This window comes from Paenibacillus sp. 2RAB27 (assembly GCF_052115445.1).
GTDB lineage: Bacteria > Bacillota > Bacilli > Paenibacillales > NBRC-103111 > Paenibacillus_E.
In genome coordinates, this window is the sequence record NZ_JBFRGR010000079.1 from 1 (window position 1) to 5,534 (window position 5,534).

The following is a 5,534-nucleotide window of genomic DNA, read 5'->3' on the forward strand; positions in this document are numbered from 1 at the left end:
GTGCCTGGGCTCTACCAGGGGGTTGGGCCGATATTGGTTACTCACCTTCGGAAGTTGCTGTGAAAGAGATCAGGGAAGAGGCAGGTTTTGATGTGGTGCCCGTCCGGTTGCTTGCTGTTCTAGATAAAAAGTTCCATGCTCATCCACCTGAACCCTATCACATCTATAAGATGTTTATTCTTTGCAAAATAATTGGCGGCGAAGCGCTGGTCGGCGTGGAAACGAGTGAGGTGCGTTTTTTCGGTGAAAGTGAACTTCCCGAATTATCAGCAGAACGGAATACGATTGCACAAGTGAAGAGTATGTTTGATTATTTGAGAGATCCGGATAAAGCGGTTAGATTAGACTGAAAGGAGGGCGATCGATATGGAACATCTACAATATCCGATTGGGAGATTCGAACGGATCGAGCATCCCACACAATCKGATCGGGATAAATGGGTGATTGACGTTGCGGAGACAGCGAATTTATTGCGAATGACGGTCTTACATCTAAATCAGGATCAACGGTTAACAACATATCGCCCTGGCGGATGGACGGTTCAACAAGTTGTTCACCATATGGCGGACAATGATATGAATGCTTTTCTGCGTTTCAAGCGAGCCCTTACAGAGGACAGTCCCATTGCAAGCTCGTACCGGGAAGATTTATGGGCAGAGTTAAGCGATTATCAGGTACCGATTGAAGCTTCAATTCAGCTATTGGAATCGATACATATTCGTTTTGTAGCTGTGCTCCGTTCGTTAAGTTCTTCGGATTTCAAGAAGACTTTTACGAGTCAAGTCCTTGGTGTACTTAGTCTGGAAACGGCACTGCAACGTTTGGTATGGCATGATCGACATCACATTGCTCAGATCGCATCATTGAAGGAACGAATGGGTTGGTAGGTACACGATTAAAACGAGCAAATTTCATTGTTACATTCAAGGGCTGCCGAGTCTGATCTCGGTGGCCTTTTTTTTATTGTGAAGTATATTTCTCTATTACGGGAAGACAAATTAGCACACGGGTATCCCTAAAGCAGGAAATAGGAGGGATTTTGTCGAAAAGGAATGATTCGTGGAAATCAAACCGTGTTACGGAGGTAAAATGAAAAAAGGTTTGAAAATGAGTGTTAAGTTGGCAACTGTTCTTGCTGGGGTATCTATGGTAATAGGGAATCTCAGTGCATTAGCAGCAGGCAACGATGATCAGAGCGCTGCAATAGACTATTTGAATGACGTCAGAGCACATATGGGCATTCCATTGATGGAATTAGATCCTTCACTTACAACTGCAGCTGGAAAACATGCGAATTATCTCCTACTCAATCAAGAGAACGGCCATACAGAAACACCAAATAAGCAAGGGTTCTCTGGCAAACTTCCCTGGGATCGGGCAGCCGCTGCAGGCCTGGATACAGATAAATTCGGTGTGTTTGAGGATGTTTCGTTTACGACCGATTCGCCAGAAGTTGGTGTGCAGTCTTTACTGGATGCTCCGCTTCATAGATCGAGCTTGATTCTCCCGGACATGTCACTACTAGGCGTAGGGTATAACAAGCATGCACTTGTTCTAAACCCTGCTAAGAAGTGGTTTACCCACACAGGAACAGGCGTTTATCCCTACGATGGACAGACAGGGGTACCGATTGGATTTTATGGGTTCGAGATACCGAATCCTTTGGAACAATTCAATTTGGAGAAGTCAGGTTATTTTATTACATATGCAGGGGTAGCTCAAGATAAGATGGACGTGACCGCCTCGCTGAGGAATAGTAAAGATGAATCTATCGAGATTTACAAATTGAAGCAAGAGCTTGGCGATATGAACGCTTGGCATATTATCCCAAAAAATGAACTTGCATATGGAGAAACGTATACGGTAACTGTTGATAGTAAAACATGGTCTTTCACAACGGTAGAAAATCCAGCTGAGCCATCTAAGGAACAGAAAGGCAATCCGGTCAAAACGGACCCGCCTAAGAAATATACGCATAACGATGTGGGTATTCGTATCAATGGGACTTACATAGACGTTTCTCCAAAGGCGAAAATCATTGGCGAAAGTACATTCATCCCGCTTCGTGGCGTATTTGAAGCGTTGGGAGCCAAAGTGATTTGGGAAGGAACTCGTCAAGAAGTTACGATTGTGAAAGGATCAAAAACGATTGTTTTATTCATTGGTAAGAAAGAAGTGCTAGTTAATGGAACATGGCAGGCACTTTCGAACGCGCCTTTTATTTCCACTGAAGGCTCTACGTATGTTCCCTTACGATTTGCTACCGAAGCGCTTGGCGCGCAGGTGGCTTGGGAAAGTGATAAGTGGACAGCTGTCATCAATCAGCTTGAATAAATAAGATAAAGTACAGAAAAAGCCAGCGGGTATCCGCTGGCTTTTCGCTGTGTAGTTGCTCGTGAGAGTTGTTTGAGGGATTTAGGGTTCGTTATTTCAGAAAAATCGAATGTATTTGGGAATGAGGGGAACGTGTGTGCACTATTTAATCGTATTTTTAAAATTTTTACGTTTTTCGTACAAATAAGACACTGAGGTTCCCTTTCAATTACCATATAGAGCTTGAAATCACAAATATGGCATCCTAGTTCCCTCTGCTCCATTACTAACCAGTTGAATTAGAACACTAATGCCAAATGGGTCGTTACATGAATTCTCATTCTTCCTCTTCCGTAAAAGGAAACGTGATCTCAACCTCGGTCCCTACACCGGGGACACTTCGATAAGTAAGCTTCGCTGGATCTCCGAAATAGTGGCGAATACGCTCGCTAACATTCTTAACGCCGAAACTGCTCCCGCCGATCCGACTGCGGCTAATGCCCGCCATCATATCCTCGATAAGGTTGGGACTCATGCCCACACCGTCATCCTTGATGAGGAGATGCATCGTTTGATCTTCCAGATAAGCCCGAATCGAGATGCTGCCTTCACGCTGGGTTCGACTTAATATGCCATGTAGAATGGCATTCTCGACAAGTGGCTGCAGGGTGATTTTGGGAATAGGATGACTAAGCAGCTCTTCAGGGACGTCAATCTGGAAATCAATTTTATTTTCAAAACGAATATTCTGAATCTGCACATAGAACGAAACATGCTGCAGCTCCTCACGCAGGGTGATAATATCTTTGCCGCTGCTGAGGCTGACTTTATAGAAACGAGCAAGTGCCTTGACGACTTTCTTAATGTCCGTGTTCAGCCCGCTGTCCGCCATCCAGTTTATCAGATCCAATGTATTATACAGAAAATGTGGGTTGATCTGCGATTGGAGTGCTTTTAACTCCGCATTTTTGACCTCTTGTCCCAGACGGTAATGTTCCTTATTCATGGAGCTTATTTGCTCGATCATGTAATTATATGTTTGGATCAGCTCACCAATTTCATCTCGACCTTGCGTCTGAGAGAGCGCGATGAGGTTTCCATTCTGCACATCCCGTAAGCGGCTAGTCAATTGCGTGACACGTCGTGTGACGGAGAAGGAGAAGAGGTAGGCTAACAAGTAGGCGATGACCGTCACGATGAGCAAAATAACCAACAAATCATTGCGCAATTGATGACTTTGCTGCACGACCTCATGCAATGGAATGACAGTGACCATTCCCCAATTGGAAGGCAGTTGCCGGAACAAATAGTAATTGTTATTCGTTTGCCAAGTGGTGGAGACTGCATCGTCCCATGTATCAGGCATATTGACTAGCGTGGTCACTGAAGGATCCGAGGATAGGATGATTTGTTGATTCTGATCCACCAAGAAGGTTGTACTGTTTCTGACCACATTCGCTTTACTCAGCATGGAACGAATCGTTTCCGCTTGTACATCAACGCGCAATTGACCGATCGGAATGGCATAATTGTTCGGATCCAATATACTTCGAACCACATAAAGCGAAGAATTGTCATGTGTGGCTTTCTCCCCAAGCTCAGGAGCTGAGCACCATAAATATTTGGCATGCAAGTCATTTAAACGGTCGAAGCAAGGACTGTCCTTTGTTTCATTTAGTGATAAGAAATTCTCAGTCTCATTCGCGAAAATAAAAGCACTCGGCACGTAAAGGATGACACGTGAAATATCGAGACTATCCTGCATAGAGCGCAGCAGCTTCTTGAGATTAGCGTATTCCTGCAGCTCACGATTGATATCACTGGTTACATTGTTATCCATCAGAATGTCCGAGATGGCCGAGTTGGAAACGAGAATATTCGTTGTCTCTGCTATCCGCTGGACGCGATAATTCAGAAAGGAATACGTCTGATCGAAGCCTTGCTTAGCTGAATAGGTGACATGATTGATGATGATATCGGACATTTTTTCCGATGCAATGAACTGATAGAAGCCGAGTGGAAGCATGATCAGCAGCAAATAGGTGTACATGATTTTGTGACGCAGCTTCGTATTGTACAGCCATTTACGCAGCATTTGAATGAATGAGAACATCATGACTGGCACCGGTCCCGATACTCGGAAGGTGTCATACCCGTGGATTTTCGGAAAATTTTGGCGAAATGCTCCCCGTCCTTATAACCCACTTGCGAAKCCACATCGAGGACCTTTAGTCGGTTGTTCCGCAGCAGTTCCTTCGCTTTTTCCATCCGATATTCGGTCACATATTGCTTGATCGTTTTCCCTGTAGCATCCTTAAAGATCGAAATAAGATGAGAAGCCGTCATCTGCATATGATCACTCACATCCTGCACGGAAAGATCGTCATCAGCATAATGCAGATGAATGAAACGCACGATTCGGGAGCTTGTTGACGACATACCGCCGCTCGTGCGCTCTTGAATGGCTTTTTTCAATTCGTCTAGTTTCATGGCTGTCACACGGTGGATATCGTCCAAATAATGACATTCCAGGATCAGTTTCCAAGCCACATCATTTTCCTCCGAGGTGTCGAAGAGGGTGATATTCCGACCGTGAGCGAATTTGTCCATTTCCAGAATGAAGCGGTAGTAGAGTTCTTTCACACTAACAATCAGCGTGCCTGGATGCTGGCGAATATCGGCGGTTATCGTCGCGAGCAGCTGATCGGCGTCAGCGAAATGCTCTTCAGACAGCGCTTCCGAGAAGCGGACGAGTTGTTCAGGCTGCGACACGTAATGCAGCGATTGTGCATCACTTCCCGTATTATCATGCAAAATGAGGGAGCACGGTTTGTGAAAAAACGACTCCTGTAAGCGAAGCACAGCACTCGTATAGGACTCCTGCAGCTTATAGGMGGAAGAGACAATTTTGCCCGCTGCGATGGAAAATAAATCATACTTCCGCTTCAAGGCAGTAGACAGCTCATAGCACAGATGTTGAACATGGCTGATCGCGATACTGTCATTCTGCTGTGAAAAGAAGTGAACGATCGCGTGATGATCATCTTTCCAAGCGTACAAATAAGGCAGCTCACAGCCAGCAAGCGCTTCATCTATTAAATGTCCCAGCGATTCATTCCGTGATCCTGGTGAAATCAGCTTGATGACAGCCGTTGCAGCGGGCGCTTGCATGACAGCTGTGAAATCAGCCGCCAATAAGCGACTATGCAGCATATCCTCA

The 5,534-nt window shown here is 45.2% G+C and carries 5 protein-coding genes; 3 read left to right on the forward strand and 2 right to left on the reverse strand.

The genetic code is table 11. The features are described 5' to 3' along the window. The 3 genes from AB4114_RS35460 to AB4114_RS35470 form a co-directional block, all read left to right on the forward strand. Nucleotides 1-350: NUDIX domain-containing protein (locus AB4114_RS35460; RefSeq protein ID WP_441992627.1), on the forward strand; the 350-nt coding region annotated here is incomplete at its 5' end. Between the two features lie 16 nt (nt 351-366). Further along, nucleotides 367-888 (forward strand): YfiT family bacillithiol transferase, encoded by a 522-nt coding sequence (locus AB4114_RS35465; RefSeq protein ID WP_441992628.1) that lies wholly within the window; start codon nt 367-369, stop codon nt 886-888. A gap of 202 nt (nt 889-1,090) precedes the next feature. Beyond that, nucleotides 1,091-2,335, forward strand: coding sequence for a stalk domain-containing protein (locus AB4114_RS35470; RefSeq protein ID WP_441992629.1), 1,245 nt, complete (start codon nt 1,091-1,093; stop codon nt 2,333-2,335). A gap of 316 nt (nt 2,336-2,651) precedes the next feature. Here AB4114_RS35470 and AB4114_RS35475 read toward each other — a convergent pair whose 3' ends face one another. Both AB4114_RS35475 and AB4114_RS35480 read right to left on the reverse strand, forming a co-directional pair. Further along, a complete protein-coding gene (locus tag AB4114_RS35475) occupies nt 2,652-4,430 on the reverse strand; it encodes a cache domain-containing sensor histidine kinase (RefSeq protein WP_441992630.1) in 1,779 nt (592 codons plus the stop codon). Further along, on the reverse strand, nt 4,427-5,534 hold a 1,108-nt coding region (locus tag AB4114_RS35480; protein ID WP_441992631.1), incomplete at its 5' end, for a helix-turn-helix transcriptional regulator. The genes AB4114_RS35475 and AB4114_RS35480, both read right to left, overlap by 4 nt.

What these genes read in the sequence shown, in the direction of transcription:
- AB4114_RS35470 (WP_441992629.1), top strand. Translation starts at nt 1,091, where the DNA reads ATGAAAAAAGGTTTGAAAATGAGTGTTAAGTTGGCAACTGTTCTTGCT.
- AB4114_RS35475 (WP_441992630.1), bottom strand. Translation starts at nt 4,430, where the DNA reads ATGATGTTCTCATTCATTCAAATGCTGCGTAAATGGCTGTACAATACG.